The sequence below is a fragment of the Pedobacter sp. genome (assembly GCF_040513095.1).
Lineage (GTDB): Bacteria > Bacteroidota > Bacteroidia > Sphingobacteriales > Sphingobacteriaceae > Pedobacter.
Genome location: NZ_JBEVDX010000193.1, coordinates 1 through 14,611, shown reverse-complemented (window position 1 = coordinate 14,611; position 14,611 = coordinate 1). Strand labels below are relative to the sequence as shown.

Sequence of the window (14,611 nt, the reverse complement as noted above, 5' to 3'; positions counted from 1 at the left end):
AATTCTGCTTCAAAGCAGCATGTAAGCTGCCCATTAAATGCAAAGCGGCACCCGATACCAGTGGCTGGTAACCGCTCAGTTCCGTTTTTGTCTTCTCAATAATCGTATCGAATAAATTGAAGATCTGTTCATTGAAACCGATGTACAGACACGGGGCATCAGGTTTAAAGAATCCGTTCTGCACCAGATTGTCCATAATCTCTCCTTTAAGCCCTATCCAGTATTCGTCCCAACCGGTTTCTTCATTAGGTTTATAACGGTGTCGCTCGCCTGGAAAGAGCACCAGGACTGTACCTGCCTTTACCGACTGGTATTTGCAGCTGTCAGATTCAAAAATTCCTGTCCCCTTGGTAATATAAAGGAACTGGTATTCATCCAGTATCCTGCCATTGTTCCAGTTAAAGTAATAATCGGCCGGATGAGTAAGGATGGGATAGTTTGCCGCGGCAGCAGTGCTGATGCAACCCGCATTCAGAATATGTAGTCCCCACTTCTTATCTTCAGTACTTAAAGGAAGATATTTATAATAATTGGTCATCAGTTTTATAATTGGTTTACTTGCAGAAATTGGAAATAAATCTACTAAGAAATTATGAATCTACCCTTATTGTCAAATAATACAGGTCAAATATCAAAACATACAGGTATGCCAGAGGCATTAATGATAAATTAGCTTTACCAAATGTGAACTCTCTCGTTTTCCATAACGCGGGTAACCATTAATAATACAAAAAAAAGAAAGACACTTCTTGCGGAGCAGGACAGTTAAGTACAGTTAAGCCGATTGCAAGCTTTATACTTGTCATATTTTTCTAACCAGATATCAAAAAATATTATGCAAATTATTTTTGGAGTCATATTCCATTTTATCGGCGGCTTTGCCTCCGGAAGTTTTTACATCCCCTACAAAAAAGTTAAAGGCTGGGCCTGGGAAAGTTACTGGATTGTTGGCGGGATCTTCTCCTGGCTGATTGTTCCCCCATTGGCGGCTTTTCTTACTATTCCTGGTTTCAGTGAAATTATTCAGCATACCAGCGGTTCTATTTTAGGATTAACTTATTTCTTCGGCCTGCTCTGGGGCATTGGCGGACTCACATATGGTCTGGGCGTGCGGTACCTGGGCGTCTCGCTGGGCAGTTCTATCATTCTGGGGCTCAGCTCCGTTTTCGGCGCACTGCTTCCATCTATTTATTATGATTTCAACCCTAAAGACGGGAAAGACAGTTTCACACATATCATCAGTAGTCCCTGGGGTCAATGGGTGATTGCCGGACTGCTGGTTTGTGTGCTCGGTATTATATTATGCGGCAGGGCCGGAATGATGAAGGAAAAGGATCTTGCCAAACAGCAGGAGACCAAAGAAAGCGCCGAGTTCAAGATCGGTCTGGGTTTGATCGTTGCGATAATTTCAGGAATCTTAAGTGCCTGCTTCGCTTTTGGTATAGATGCAGGAAAGGATATGGCCAATGAAGCCAATGTTCTCTGGAAAACCCTGCATCCCGGACAGGGAGAGTTTCTCTACCAGAACAACGTCACTTATGTGATCATCCTCTGGGGTGGTTTAACCACTAACCTGTTCTGGTGTATGGTGCTGAATGCACGTAATAAGACATTCAGTGATTACACGAACAAAAAAACACCATTGCTTTCCAATTATATTTTTTCTGCACTGGCCGGTACAACCTGGTTCCTGCAGTTCTTCTTCTACGGAATGGGAGAGAGCAAGCTGGGCAATGGTGCCAGTTCATGGATCCTCCATATGGCATTTATTATACTGGTAGCCAATGTATGGGGACTAGTATTAAAGGAATGGTCGGCAGTAAGCAAAAAAACATTATACACAGTTCTTACAGGTATTTTATTCATCATTATATCCATCATGATCGTTGGATACGGAAACTCAATTAAATAGTAACATTTATAAACATTAATGATATGTCTGACGAAAAAGACCGTTTTAAGCACGTAAGTTATTTATGGGACGAGACTGAAGCAGCCAAGCTCGCAGGAGACGAGGTTGCCCTGTTACTTTATCGCTCTAACCTGCTGGGAGCAGATCTGCGCCTTACCAATTACGGTGGCGGAAACACTTCCTGCAAAGCCGATGCTATTGACCCGCTAACGGGTGATACCGTGGAAGTCATGTGGATCAAAGGTTCCGGTGGTGATATAGGAACCCTGAAACGCAATGGCCTGGCCGCTTTATACGTAGAGCGCCTGAGAAGCCTGAAGAATATCTATAAGGGAATTGAAATGGAAGATGAAATGGTAGAGTTGTTCAACCATTGCATATACGACCTGAATTCCAAAGCACCCTCTATCGATACCCCATTACACGGCTTCCTGCCATTTAAACATATTGACCACCTTCATCCAGACGCAGCAATTGCTATTGCCGCAGCTAAAGATGGCAAGCAGATCACGCATGACCTGTTTGACGGGAAAATTGGATGGGTAGAATGGCAGAAACCAGGTTTCGACCTTGGCCTGCAGTTAAAAGCATGCCTGGATGAAAACCCGGGGATTATCGGGATCATGCTGGGCTCGCACGGATTGTTCACCTGGGGAGATACAGCATACGAAAGTTACATCAATACCCTGGAGGTGATTGAAAAATGTGCCATTTACCTTGAAGAAAACTATGGTAAAAAAGGCCCTGTATTCGGCGGACAAAAAATTGGCAGTCCTGAAAAAACACAAAGAGAGGCGCAGGCTGCATTGCTGGCTCCAATCCTACGTGGATTCTGCTCAAGTGAAAGACATATGGTTGGCCATTTTACTGATGATGCACGCGTACTGGAATTCATCAACTCAAACGACCTGGACAGGCTGGCCCCACTGGGAACAAGCTGCCCGGATCACTTCCTGCGTACCAAAATCAGTCCGCTGGTACTTGATTTAAGCCCTGATGAAGATCTTTCTGATCCTGCAGCATTAAAAGAAAGACTGGCGCCGGCATTTGTGGCATACCGTAAAATGTATGCTGATTATTATGAAACCTGCAAACATCCGAACAGCCCCGCTATCCGCGATTCAAACCCGGTTATCATTTTATATCCAGGTATCGGCATGTTCTCTTTTTCAAAAGATAAACAAACGACCCGCGTGGCGGCAGAATTTTATACCAATGCCATCAATGTAATGAAAGGTGCCGAAGCGATCTCTGAATATACTTCATTGCCGCGCCAGGAAGCTTTCAATATCGAATACTGGTTACTGGAGGAAGCAAAACTGCAGAGAATGCCAAAACCAAAAGCACTTTCTGGTAAAATCGCACTGGTTACAGGTAGTGCAGGTGGTATAGGTAAAGCTATCGCAAAGAAATTTGTAGATGAAGGTGCAGTTGTTGTGATCAACGACAATGATGCCGGCCGTTTGGAGAAAGCTGATGCTGAATTTTTAGCGCAGTATGGTAAAGATGCCTATACAACTGCTTTACTGGATGTAACCAGCGGTGATGATATCACAAATGCTTTCCATATTGCTGCCCTCGCCTTTGGCGGAGTAGACATCGTGGTAAACTGTGCGGGATTATCGATCTCTAAACCAATTGAAGAACATACTGATAAAGACTGGGACTTATTATATGATGTTCTGGTAAAAGGCCAGTTCAAAGTTACCCAGGCTTCTGTAGGGGTGATGCGCAAACAAGCTATTGGTGGCGATATCCTGAATATTGTAAGTAAAAATGCCCTTGTTTCAGGTCCTAACAATGCAGGTTACGGATCAGCAAAAGCAGCACAATTACATTTGAGCAGGTTAAATGCAGCAGAACTTGGTGCAGATAAAATCCGTGTAAATGTGGTTAACCCTGATGCCGTGATCTCAGACAGTAAGATCTGGGAGGGCGACTGGGCTGCGGGCCGTGCAAAAGCATATGGTGTAAAAGTTGAAGAGCTGCCTGCATTTTATGCAAAGCGTACTTTACTTGATAAAATTATCCTGCCTGAAGATATTGCCAATGCATGTTTGGTATTTGTAGGCGGACAATTAAGCAAGTCTACAGGTAATGTGTTGAACGTAGATGGCGGAGTAGCTATGGCGTTCGTAAGATAATTAGGTTTTTAATACAATAAGAATAAAGACAATGGAAATAGAGAAATATCAGATTGATGCCCACAATGAGAAGTTAGAAGCTGCTCACAAGCAAAGATTTAGTTTCGCTGCATCAGAAAATGCAAAGGTAGAAGAGGTGATCAGTAAGCTGATCAAGTTTCAGATCGCTATTCCAAGCTGGGCTTTGGGTACGGGTGGTACACGTTTTGGAAGATTCTCCGGTGGCGGCGAACCACGCAGCCTGGAGGAGAAAATTGAGGATATAGGTTTATTGCATAAGCTGAACCAGTCGAGCGGAGCCATCTCCCTGCACATCCCATGGGATATCCCAACAGATTATGACGCAATCAAATCTTTGGCGGCACACCACAACCTGCGTTTCGACGCAATGAACTCAAATACATTCCAGGATCAGGCAGATCAGAAACTGAGCTATAAGTTTGGTTCCCTGCAGCATGTAGATAAAGCAGTACGCCAGCAGGCAATCGATCATAATATCGAAGTAATCCGTCAGGGTGTAGCACTAGGTTCTGATGCCCTTACAGTATGGCTTGCTGACGGTTCATGTTTCCCAGGTCAGTTAAATTTCAGAAAGGCATTCCAGAATACACTGGAAAGTTTAGAGGAAATCTATTCGGCATTGCCGGATGCATGGAAGGTTTTTGTAGAGTATAAAGCTTTTGAACCTAATTTCTATTCCACTACGGTGGGAGATTGGGGCCAGTCCTTATTATATGCAAGCAAATTAGGCCCAAAAGCCTACACACTGGTAGATTTAGGTCACCATTTGCCAAATGCAAATATCGAGCAGATCGTATCCCTCTTATTAATGGAAGGTAAACTGGGTGGTTTCCACTTCAATGATTCCAAATATGGTGATGATGATCTGACGGCAGGTAGCATGAAACCTTACCAGTTGTTCCTGATCTTCAATGAACTTGTCGAAGGTATGGATGCCAAAGGTATAGACCACGCAACTGGTTTAGGCTGGATGATCGATGCTTCTCATAACGTGAAAGACCCTCTCGAAGATTTATTGCAATCAGTAGAGGCAATCATGATTTCATATACACAGGCTTTACTGGTAGACAGGGAAGCCCTGACCATTGCACAGCAGGAAAATGACGTAGTGCGCTGCCAGGAGATCCTGCAGGATGCCTTCCGTACAGATGTGAGAGCTATCGTACAGGAAGCTAGACTGAGAACAGGTGGAGCTGCACAGCCGGTACAACTGTACCGCGAACTGAAGGTCAGGGAAAACCTGATCAGTAACAGAGGTTTGAAAACTGTAGCCACAGGATTGTAATGAGTGCGGTGCCAGTTGTCGTAATTTTCGACGTAGGGAAGACCAATAAAAAGATCTTCCTGTTCGACGAGAATTATAAGATCGTTTTTGAACGTTCCGCCCGCTTCATCGAAACTTTTGATGAGGACGGGGACCCCTGTGAAAACCTGGAAAGCTTAAGGCTGTCAGTTTATGACTCGCTGCGCGAAGTGCTCAGAAGGAAGGAGTTTGAGATCAGGGCGATCAATTTCTCTACCTACGGCGCCAGTTTCGTTTATATAGATGAATATGGGAAACCACTGGCACCATTGTACAATTACCTGAAGGCTTATCCCGAAGATCTTAAGAAGGAGTTTTATAAAAAATATGGAGGGGAAAATGTTATTTCTGCGGCCACAGCTTCGCCGGTTCTGGACAGCCTGAACTCGGGTATGCAGCTGTACCGGTTGAAAAAGGAACAGCCGGCCATATTTAAAAAGCTAAAATATGCACTCCATCTGCCACAGTACCTGAGTTACCTGGTTTCCGGGGCAGAGTATTCTGACCTGACCAGTATCGGATGCCATACGCAGCTGTGGGATTTTACAAAAAATGATTACCACGACTGGGTGAAAAAAGAGGGGCTTGACAAAAAGCTGGCCCCTATTGTAGATGGAGATGAGGTTTTTCCTTCGGAATTTCCCGGAAATCAGTATAAAGTTGGTGTGGGGCTGCATGATAGTTCAGCGGCGCTGATCCCTTACCTGATCAATTTCCATGAACCCTTCGCACTGATCTCTACAGGTACCTGGTGTATTACGCTTAATCCTTTTAATTCCTCGCCATTACAACCGGAGGAACTGGAACAGGACTGTCTTTCTTATATGCAGTATAAAGGCAAGCCGGTAAAAGCTTCCCGGATATTTGCAGGATACGAACATGAGCAGCAGCTGAAAAGGATATCCTCACATTTTAACCAGGGTCCGGGGCGGTACAGGAACATGAAATACGATGCAGGAATTATTTATAACCTGCTGCGCGAAATGGAAAACCGTGGCGAACCCGCTGTACCGGTATGGAGTAAAGACTCTGCTTTCGTTACGCGCGACCTGTCATCTTTTTCATCAGACAAAATTGCTTACCATCAGTTTATCCTCGATATTGCACGCCAGCAGCTGGCTTCTACAAAATTGGTGATAGGAGACAGCAAGGTGAAAAGGATTTTTGTGGACGGCGGCTTTAGTAAAAATGCCATTTACATGAACCTCCTGGCAATGATGTTTCCGGAAATGGAAGTTTTTGCCGCTTCAATGGCGCAGGCTACCGCAATCGGAACTGCACTTGCAATTCATAAATGCTGGAATACGAAACCGATGCCAAATGATATTATTGAACTGAAGTATTATGCTTCTAACAATGATCTGGCGCTTTAAGTTCTGAAATTTTAAATGCCTGTCGGCCGCAAGGGCAGAGATTCTGCCAATGTGCCGACAGGCATTTTATATTTTGGGATCATCCAAACTTTTAATTTTAATCTTAGTTTAAGATGGGCACCGGAGTAATGCGTTAAATTGCTGCCAGTTAAATTTAGAAGCTGATTTATGAAAAAAATGGTATTGCTGTCTTTCGCGATCATGATCGTATGTAAAGGTTTTGCACAAACTGACAGTCTGATCAGAAAAAGATTTAACCTGCATTTCCAGCAAACAGTTATTACGCAGACTAAACCTGGTTTCAGCGCAAAATATTCCGGCGATAACAGTCTTTCTACGGCCCATGAAACAGCTACCTCATTAACAACAACTTTATTTGGCGGTGCCCGCTTATGGAGAGGGGCCGAAGCTTACTTTAATCCGGAGATGTCAGGGGGAAAGGGCTTTAGCCAGACTTTAGGCCTGGCTGGCTTCAGCAATGGGGAAACGTTTAGGGTAGGCTCCCCGGAACCTGCTATTTACATCGCCAGAGCTTACCTGGTACAAACCTTTGGATGGGGCAGCGAAGTGGATACTCTCGCTGATGATCAGAACCAGCTTGCGGGTTACCGTAAAAAAAGATATTTTTCTATTACAGCAGGTAAATTTGGCTTGAGTGATTTTTTTGATAATAATGCATTCAGTCATGATGCCAGGTCACAGTTCATGAACTGGTCGCTGATGGCCAATGGTGCCTGGGATTATCCTGCAAATACAAGGGGTTATGTATTTGGTACTGTGTTTGAGTTTGGGCAGCCAGACTGGTCGTTGCGACTGGCAACAACCATGGTAACAAACAGTGCAAACGGATCAGTCTGGGATGGCAAGATTGGAAAAGCTCATGCTTTTACACTGGAATACGAAAAACGATATACCATCAGCGACCAAAAGGGAACCATCCGTATACTTGGTTTTAACAATTCGGCCAAAATGGGAAGCTACCTTTTGTCGATCGAACAAAATCCTCTTGCTCCTGATGTTACAGAAACCCGCGCATATGGCCGCGAAAAATATGGTTTTGGCATAAATGCAGAACAAAACGTAAACAGCAATCTTGGGGTTTTTCTTAAAACCAGCTATAATGATGGCAAAACCGAAACCTGGGCTTTTACAGAGATAGACCGGTCGATAAGTTTCGGTGCAGTGCTCAATGGCAGGAGCTGGACACAGAAAGATGCAGAAATAGGGCTGGCCTTTGTAGGGAATGGGATCTCGGAAGATCACCGTGATTATCTAGCGGCCGGCGGATACGGGTTTATTATTGGAGATGGGAAACTGAATTATGCACCTGAAATGATAGCGGAAGTATATTATAAGGTAAACGTATATCAGCACAAGTTCTTCTTGTCGCCCGATTATCAGTTTGTGCTGCACCCTGCTTATAACAAAGACCGCGGCCCGGTAAATGCTTTTGCTTTAAGGGCGCATGTTGAGTTTTAACGAAAAAAAGCCGCTCAATCATGAACGGCTTTTCCTTGTATGGTCAATGATATGGGTTATTCACCACGCTTACGCTGATTATCTTTGTTTGAAGTCTGGTCGGATCGCTGTCCTCCACCGTTGGTAATCCCATTTTGTTTCTTATCGTTTTTAACTTCATGATGTGCACGGTCAGAGGTAGGGTTTCCCTGTTGTTTCTGACCTTGTCTTAAATCTTGATCTTTCATAACAATATGATTTAGTTTTAAATTATAAGGCTTGATGTTACAGCCTTGTACTGTTAATGTGATTATAAAACGTTCTAAAATCTGCTTTGTTTGATTTAACCTCAAATACGCTTTGAACTGATCATACAAAACCCCGGTTCTATTGAAAGAAGCCGGGGCCTGTTTTTCCAAAGGATTGGAAATTATTGAATGCTGATTAGAATTTAATACCTACGCCGACAGAATATACCTGGTTTCTGTATTCCGGTGTATATTGAGTTCCGTCTTCGTTATTTTTCTGAAAGTCTATTGCATAACGGGCATGAATATCAAACTTATCGTTTACATCGTACCTGAAACCAATTACACCACCAACAAGGCTTTTCTTGAATCTGTCAGAATCATCCTCTACATAGGTTTCTTCTACTGTACCAAATCCATTCTCGAATTTGTTTTTAGTGGATAACAGGAACGATACCTGTGGACCCGCAACGATATTAAAGCTGCTTCCCAATCTAAAAGCGAAAAGGATTGGTACGTCAATAAAGTTTGTAGTCTGTTTGAACGTTCCGTAAGAGTAAGTGTTTTTGTAGCCTTTTTGTGCATATAAAACTTCTGGTGTAAACTGTAATCCTGCGATTAAAGGGATTTCTAAGGTAACACCCGCATTGAAGCCTGCTTTAGCTTCAGTATCAAAGTTATTGTTACCATTACGTTCGATAATGTCTGAATAGTTCAGCCCCCCTTTAATTCCAAATTTAATTCTATCCTGTGCACTTGCTGCCGTAGCAACAAAAAGGCCTATAGCCAAAATAAAGATCTTTTTCATAGTCGTAATATTTGTGGTTGTTTGGACAGAGCATTGAAAGAAATGTGCCAGTTTGGGATTGCGGACTCTTGTCTAAAATGATAACATCCTTTATCAATTGATATACAGTTGCTTGCGAAGCGTTTCTGCATGTACTATCTCTTTTTTCTTTTCATCTGACAAAATTTAAAAATTGTATCAAATTTGATACATTACCAGGAGAGCTAAACAGAACGGTGCCGAAAAACCCGGTCATCTGACACACCTTTGTTCAATTTGATTAACTTTGGTATATATACACTACCATTCATGATCAAAAGGCAAATCTTCAGCGCTATCATTCTGCTGTGCTCTACCATATATTCTGTCAGCGCACAAAATGTTCAGGCACAAAATAAATCCTATATCCAGATGCTGGATGAACCCAATCAATGGGTAGATTCAGTTTTTCAGCACATGAGAAAACGGCAGAAGATTGCCCAGCTGTTTTTTGTACGTGCACACACCAACCTTGGGAAAGCTTATGAAGACTCTGTAGGAAACGTTATCAAAAAAGAACGGATCGGCGGACTTGTATTTTTTCAGGGTGGGCCGGGAAGACAGGCAATCCTGACCAATAAATACCAGGCACTGGCAAAAATACCCCTGCTGATCGCATCAGACGGGGAATGGGGGCTGGGCATGCGTCTGGACAGTACATTATCTTACCCTTACCAGATGGCACTGGGAGCTATTCAGAATACAGACCTGATTTACCAGATGGGTTTGCAGGTAGCAAAGGACTATAAGAGAATCGGAATGCAGATGAACTTAGGTCCGGATGTAGATATCAACAACAATCCTAAAAACCCGATCATCAATTACAGATCTTTCGGGGAGAATAAATATAATGTAGCAACTAAAGCTGCGGCCTATGTGCGCGGTATGCAGGACGGTGGTCTGCTTGTAAGTATCAAACACTTTCCTGGCCATGGTGATACTGATGTAGACTCGCATTACGACCTGCCACAGTTAAACTTTACGAAAGCACGTCTGGACAGTCTTGAAATGTACCCTTTCAAAGAACTGATCAGGGGAGGCGCAGCGGGAGTGATGGTTGCCCACATGAATATCCCTTCTTTAGATAAAACACCGAACCTCCCCTCAACCTTATCAAAACCCATCGTAACGGGACTACTGAAAGATGAACTGGGTTTCCGGGGACTCGTAGTGTCTGACGCAATGGAAATGAAAGGGGTAGTGAAAAACTTTAAAGAAGGCACAGCCGATGTATTGGGTGTGATCGCTGGAAATGATATCCTCGAACTTTCAGAAAACAGCAGAAGAGCAGTAAAACTGGTGCGCAAAGCTGTAAGGGAAGAAAGGATCAGTATGGCACGTATAGATTCGAGTGTTAAAAAAATCCTGATGGCCAAGTACTGGGCTGGATTAAATAAAAAAGACACAATTGATACATACAATGTACAGGCAGGTGTAAACAGGCTTGAAAGCAAGATATTGTTACAGCAGCTTGCCGATGCATCCATGACACTTCTCAATGGCTCCGGTGCGATAAAAGCGTTGTCTCCCGAGCAGCATACTATTATCCTGAGCATTGGTTCGATTCCAACAACAACTTTCCAGCAGGAACTCCGTAAATTCTATAAAAACTCTGACCTGCTGAACCTTCCTGCAAATGCAGATATCAGTATGATCAACAAACTGATTGGTACTTTTACTTCTACAGATCAGGTAATAATCGGTATCCACGACAGTCGCGCTCGTCCTGGAAATGGGATGCCGCTCAGCAATGATGTGAAATCCTTTATCAGCAATATGGCTTATAAAAATGCAGTTTTTGCCTTATTCGCTAATCCGTACAACCTGGCAAGCATCCCGGGCATAGAAAAAAGCAAGGCGCTTGTAGTTGCTTATCAAAAGGAAGATTTCATGCAGATAGCTGCGGCCTCGGTATTTAAAAACCAGCTGGCGCCAACAGGTAAACTGCCGGTATCGGTTAACCCATCCTTTAAATATGGCGATGGTATCAATATCACCCTGGTAAATAGTTTATAAACCCGCAATGCTTCAGCCCCTCAAAATATTACAGGCTTCCGCAGGATCAGGTAAGACATTCAGCCTTACCGCGCATTATTTAACACTGTTGCTTTCGGGAGAAACCAAGTACAGGGAGATCCTGGCGGTAACTTTCACCAACAAGGCAACAGAAGAAATGAAATCCCGGATCATGGAAGTGCTGAAGGGGTTTGCCACTGGCGATGAAGGAGTAAAAGATTACCGGGAGCTGGTACTAAAGGCACATCCCGATCTAAATGAGCAGACACTCCAGGAAAAATCCGAGCGGATCTATAAAAAAATCCTGCATGATTACAGCCGCTTTTCGGTCAGTACCATCGATGGTTTTGTCCAAAAGGTCATCCGTGGTTTTGCCTTTGAGCTTGGCCTGGATTCGGGCTATGCCCTCGAAATGAATTTTGACAAGGTGAAAAATGATCTGGCCGACAGGCTTGACCAGCAGCTGGATAATAATCCCAACCTGTTGCAGTGGATCATTGACCTGGCACTGGACAGGATCAGCAACAATATCAGCTGGAACTACAGGACCGAGCTGACTGACCTTGCGGGAGAGATCTTTAAGGAACGCTACCAGCCTTTCGACAACGCGATACAGGAACTGGTTCAGCATACCAACCTCAACGAATTGTTTACAAACTACGGTAAAGAAACCAAAAAACATATCAGCTCCTTTGAAGAGATGGTGAGCCAGCTATCTGCAAAGGCTTCTGAATTGTTCGATTCTTCAGGCGTAAATCCTGATCATTTAAAAGGAAAATCCCGTTCGCCCCTCAACAACCTGAAAAGGATCGCAGCCGGTGAACTGGAAAAAATGGACAGCCTTACCAAATTAATAGATGAACCCGATGAATGGTTTAAACCGGGATCGGATATGTCGCTTTATGATTCGCTGAACCCCGTCATCCGGGAATTGAATACAGGCTATCTTGAACGGCTGCCAGAATATATTCTCGCACAGGCCTTCAACAAAAACCTGTATTACCTAAGGTTGATGCAGGAAATGGCAGTACTGCTGAAAAGTTACCGCGAGGAAAGCGGCAACCTGCTGATCAGCGATGCGCAGAATTTACTTAAGGGGATTACAGGTGAGGATGACGATAACCCGGCCTTTATCTGGGAAAAGACAGGTAGCAGGTACAGGCATTTTTTATTTGATGAGTTCCAGGATACTTCTGCAAACCAGTGGGGCAACTTTAAGCCCCTGCTGAAAAATGCAATGGCCGAAGCCAATGGCAAGCTGATCGACCACCTGATTGTGGGGGATGTAAAGCAGTCTATTTACCGCTGGCGTAATGGCGATTGGAATATTCTGCATCAGCAGGCAAAACAGGACATTGGCGTTACCTACGTTACCGATGCCAGTCTCGAAGAAAACTATCGCAGTACAGAAAATATTATAGCGTTCAATAATTTGTTGTTTCGGGCATTGCCGATACTGATGCAGCAAAATATCAACGATACCATCAGCAGCCAGAGTTCTAATGCAGAGCTGAACATGTGGTGGGAAGAAAAGGGCTTCAATCAGATCATGACAAACGTCTATGCTGAGGCCAGACAAAAGATAAATCCAGGCACTGCTGCCGGAGGTACAATTGATATCAATGTACTCAAAACAGATGCCGACGGGGCTCCGCTGAAATCAACAGGTTTCAAAGCCGAAGCCCTGCGCAAAATGGTAGAAACCCTGCAGCGCTTATTGCTGCTGGAGAAACGTTACCGGCCAGGAGATGCCTGTGTACTTGTACGCTCCAATGCAGAGGCAATTGCAGTAGTGGATGCATTGATGGAAAACCAAATCAGTGTTATCTCAGGCGAAGCCCTGTTAATCGGGAATAACATTGCAGTAAACCTGTTAATAGATACGTTGAAGGTGATGGCGGGCCTTACAGAAAACACAGCTTTGTATAAAGCAAACTGTATCAGTTTATATGCACAGCTGCAGGATAGGATCCTGAATCCTGCAGACTTGTTTAATCTGAAAGATAAAACCCTGGAAGAATTGCCGGCTGTACTTCCACAGGAACTTTGTACACACTGGCGCAGCTGGATGCAACAGCCACTTCCAGAATTGCTGGAAAAGTTAATGGCTGCTTACGGCTTAAATACCCATTCCGGTTCTATCCATCTGCCATATTTATTTGCATTGAGGGATCTCACAGGAAACATCGGCCGGCAGGGCGAAAAAGGCATCACCTCATTCCTGAAATACTGGGACGAGGAAGGCAGCAGGAAAACATTGCCTTCATCAGACAGCACCGATGCCGTGCAGGTAATTACGATCCATAAATCCAAAGGTCTGGCCTTTAAAGTGGTGATGATCCCTTTCTGCAACTGGGATATCAATGGAAAAACAAATTCCATATTCTGGGTGCCCGCCGCCAATACGCCCTATCACCAGTTGGAACGCATCCCTTTAAAATACAGCGCCAGTCTGGGGCAATCTACCGTAGCTATTCCATATTATGAGGAACTGCTCTATAACCAGATGGATGCACTGAATATGCTTTACGTAGCTACTACAAGAACTAAAGAATATCTCTATATCAGCACCTTTGGGAAAAAGACCGAAGGCAGCAGCACAATTGGCGACCTGCTCATCAAGGTAGTAGAAGATGGTCTTTCAGAAGATGGAAGGTTCCTGCAGGATGAAGAGGTTGTAAAAAAGAAGAGAGATATACCAGCAGAAACTGTAAAACCAGAACAGATCAGCCTTACGCAGTATCCGGTTTCGGATCGGTTAACGGCTGTATTTAACAGTGACCTCAAGAGGAGAGAACTGGATATGCTCGGCGCAGCTTCGCCCGGCAGGGAAGGAAGTATCCTGCACGAGTTACTGGCCCGTACAGCTGATCTCCCAGATATAGAGTATGTGCTCGCGGAGATGCTCAATGAAGGTATCTTCAGGGAGGAAGAACTAACTTCCCTGCAACAGCAGGCCACAACGGTTTTAGCCCATGCTGATTTGCAGCGTTTGCTGAGCAGCAGTACCCAAACCGTAAATGAAAAGAGTATTATCGACCGCGATGGTAAAAGCTACCGCCCGGATAAAGTGCTGATATCAGAAAATGAAGTGATTGTGATCGACTATAAATTTACACAGAAGGAAAGTCCGGCCCACATCAAACAGGTACACGGATACCGCACACTGCTACAGGAAATGGGGTATCCGGCAGTAAGCACATATTTATTTTATGCCAATAGCGGCGAATTGAAACTGGTTTAAACATGGTGTCATTTTTTAAAGAAGTTGCAGAGGATCTGGTAGCGAGGATGGGCAAAGACCTGCACC

Annotated in this window: 10 protein-coding genes; 7 read left to right on the top strand and 3 right to left on the bottom strand. The window is 44.1% G+C overall.

The window, feature by feature from the left end:
- Window positions 1-538 (bottom strand): AraC family ligand binding domain-containing protein (locus tag ABWY16_RS21355; RefSeq protein ID WP_353906698.1); only part of this gene is annotated, 538 nt, incomplete at its 3' end.
- A gap of 297 nt (window positions 539-835) precedes the next feature.
- On the opposite strand from ABWY16_RS21355, the gene rhaT reads away from it, so the two are divergent.
- From rhaT to ABWY16_RS21330, 5 genes are all read left to right on the top strand, one after another.
- Window positions 836-1,912: an L-rhamnose/proton symporter RhaT gene (rhaT, locus tag ABWY16_RS21350; protein ID WP_353906697.1), complete on the top strand. Its 1,077-nt coding sequence runs from the start codon at window positions 836-838 to the stop codon at window positions 1,910-1,912.
- Between the two features lie 23 nt (window positions 1,913-1,935).
- Window positions 1,936-4,056 (top strand): bifunctional aldolase/short-chain dehydrogenase, encoded by a 2,121-nt coding sequence (locus ABWY16_RS21345; RefSeq protein WP_353906696.1) that lies wholly within the window; start codon window positions 1,936-1,938, stop codon window positions 4,054-4,056.
- 31 nt (window positions 4,057-4,087) lie between these two features.
- Window positions 4,088-5,362, top strand: a complete 1,275-nt coding sequence (locus ABWY16_RS21340; RefSeq protein ID WP_353906695.1) for a sugar isomerase — start codon at window positions 4,088-4,090, stop codon at window positions 5,360-5,362.
- Window positions 5,362-6,753, top strand: a complete 1,392-nt coding sequence (locus tag ABWY16_RS21335; protein WP_353906694.1) for an FGGY-family carbohydrate kinase — start codon at window positions 5,362-5,364, stop codon at window positions 6,751-6,753. Before ABWY16_RS21340 ends, ABWY16_RS21335 begins: the two co-directional genes overlap by 1 nt.
- A 168-nt stretch (window positions 6,754-6,921) precedes the next feature.
- Complete coding sequence (locus ABWY16_RS21330; protein ID WP_353906693.1) at window positions 6,922-8,232, top strand: carbohydrate porin; 1,311 nt, start codon at window positions 6,922-6,924, stop codon at window positions 8,230-8,232.
- A gap of 56 nt (window positions 8,233-8,288) precedes the next feature.
- On the opposite strand, the gene ABWY16_RS21325 is transcribed toward ABWY16_RS21330, so the two are convergent.
- Window positions 8,289-8,459, bottom strand: coding sequence for a hypothetical protein (locus tag ABWY16_RS21325; protein ID WP_353906692.1), 171 nt, complete (start codon window positions 8,457-8,459; stop codon window positions 8,289-8,291).
- Window positions 8,460-8,655: 196 nt separating this feature from the next.
- Window positions 8,656-9,267: a porin family protein gene (locus ABWY16_RS21320; RefSeq protein ID WP_353906691.1), complete on the bottom strand. Its 612-nt coding sequence runs from the start codon at window positions 9,265-9,267 to the stop codon at window positions 8,656-8,658.
- 288 nt (window positions 9,268-9,555) lie between these two features.
- Here ABWY16_RS21320 and ABWY16_RS21315 point away from each other — a divergent pair, with 288 nt between their 5' ends.
- Both ABWY16_RS21315 and ABWY16_RS21310 read left to right on the top strand, forming a co-directional pair.
- Complete coding sequence (locus tag ABWY16_RS21315) at window positions 9,556-11,301, top strand: glycoside hydrolase family 3 protein (RefSeq protein ID WP_353906690.1); 1,746 nt, start codon at window positions 9,556-9,558, stop codon at window positions 11,299-11,301.
- 7 nt (window positions 11,302-11,308) lie between these two features.
- Entirely contained in the window at window positions 11,309-14,545 is a 3,237-nt protein-coding gene (locus tag ABWY16_RS21310; protein WP_353906689.1) for a UvrD-helicase domain-containing protein, read from the top strand.
- Window positions 14,546-14,611 lie beyond the last annotated feature (66 nt).

Bases quoted from the DNA above. Each gene is read 5' to 3' on its own strand.
- ABWY16_RS21345 (WP_353906696.1), top strand. From the start codon at position 1,936: ATGTCTGACGAAAAAGACCGTTTTAAGCACGTAAGTTATTTATGGGAC.
- ABWY16_RS21315 (WP_353906690.1), top strand. From the start codon at position 9,556: ATGATCAAAAGGCAAATCTTCAGCGCTATCATTCTGCTGTGCTCTACC.
- ABWY16_RS21310 (WP_353906689.1), top strand. From the start codon at position 11,309: ATGCTTCAGCCCCTCAAAATATTACAGGCTTCCGCAGGATCAGGTAAG.
- ABWY16_RS21335 (WP_353906694.1), top strand. From the start codon at position 5,362: ATGAGTGCGGTGCCAGTTGTCGTAATTTTCGACGTAGGGAAGACCAAT.
- rhaT (WP_353906697.1), top strand. From the start codon at position 836: ATGCAAATTATTTTTGGAGTCATATTCCATTTTATCGGCGGCTTTGCC.
- ABWY16_RS21320 (WP_353906691.1), bottom strand. From the start codon at position 9,267: ATGAAAAAGATCTTTATTTTGGCTATAGGCCTTTTTGTTGCTACGGCA.
- ABWY16_RS21340 (WP_353906695.1), top strand. From the start codon at position 4,088: ATGGAAATAGAGAAATATCAGATTGATGCCCACAATGAGAAGTTAGAA.
- ABWY16_RS21325 (WP_353906692.1), bottom strand. From the start codon at position 8,459: ATGAAAGATCAAGATTTAAGACAAGGTCAGAAACAACAGGGAAACCCT.
- ABWY16_RS21330 (WP_353906693.1), top strand. From the start codon at position 6,922: ATGAAAAAAATGGTATTGCTGTCTTTCGCGATCATGATCGTATGTAAA.